1 protein-coding gene is annotated in these 1,262 nt (G+C 67.2%); it reads left to right on the top strand.

Going from position 1 to position 1,262, the window contains the following annotated elements:
• Positions 1-57 precede the first annotated feature (57 nt).
• Positions 58-1,251, top strand: coding sequence for an IS30 family transposase (locus ACYVID_RS18140; RefSeq protein ID WP_460739473.1), 1,194 nt, complete (start codon positions 58-60; stop codon positions 1,249-1,251).
• The last annotated feature ends 11 nt before the right edge of the window (positions 1,252-1,262 follow it).

Here is a 1,262-nt window from a genome sequence, read left to right as displayed (position 1 = left end):
CGGGTCGGTGAGGTCAAAGGAATGTCGCAACACCCCCTACCCCCAAGGGGATGCGACATGTGGGCACGGAACCCGACGATCTCTGATGACCAGCTAGACCTGATCCACTCCCTACTGCGGCGCGGTGAGAAGCGTGCGCTCATCGCCGAGCGTGCCGGCGTGTGCACGCGGACGGTGTACCGCATCCAGGTCAGGCTCGGTGGCGTGCCCAGACCTGCGGCGGCCGAGTACGACAGCCGATACCTATCCGAAGACGAACGGCGCGAGATTGCTCGGCTGCATGACCTGGGGTGGTCGGTGCGCGGGATCGCTCGCCACCTGCGCCGCGCCCCGTCGACCATCAGTCGAGAACTGCTCCGAAACCGAGACCCGAAGAGCGGGCACTACCTGCCCCATCGCGCCCACACCCAGGCCTGGATCCGCCAGCGGCGACCCAAGTGCTCCAAGATCGCTGCCAACCCGCGACTACGCGCGTGGGTGCGCTACCTGCTCAAGCAGCGCCTCTCCCCAGAGCAGATCGCTGGGCGCCTGCGGGTGCTCTTCCCCGACGATGAGTCCATGCGCATCAGCCACGAGACGATCTACCAATCGCTGTTCGTCTACCCCCGCGGTGAGCTGACCCGCGAACTCAAAGCCGAGCTGCGCAGCGGCCGCACCACCCGCCGACCCCGAGGACAGCGCGGCCCCCGCACACGCGGCATCAAGGACGCCGTCTCGATCCACGAGCGCCCCGACGAAGTCGAGGGACGACTCATTCCGGGCCACCACGAAGGCGACCTGATCAAGGGATCGCTGGCGTCGAACTCTGCGGTCGGGACCATCGTGGAACGCCACTCCGGCTTCGTGACCCTCATCCACCTGCCCGACGGCTGGGCCGCCGACAAGGTCGCGGCCGCGGTGTCGGCCGAGATGTCCCAGCTCCCCAAGTGGTTCGCCAAGACCCTGACCTGGGACCGCGGCAGCGAGATGGCCCGCCACAAGGACATCACCGCGGCCACCGGCATCGACGTCTACTTCGCCGACCCCTACAGCCCCCAGCAGCGTCCCAGCAACGAGAACACCAACGGTCTGCTGCGCGAGTACATGCCCAAGGGCACCGACCTCTCAGTCCACACCCACGACGACCTGCAGGCCATCGCCAAGCAACTCAACGACCGCCCCCGCAAACGACTCGGCTTCTACACCCCCGCCGAGGTCTTCGCTAAGTTGCTCGCCGACAACCAGACAGCCGGTGTTGCGACCGCCCCCTGAATCCGCCGTCA

This window comes from Nocardioides ginkgobilobae, from assembly GCF_054781275.1.
This window is presented reverse-complemented; position numbering and strand designations above follow the sequence as displayed.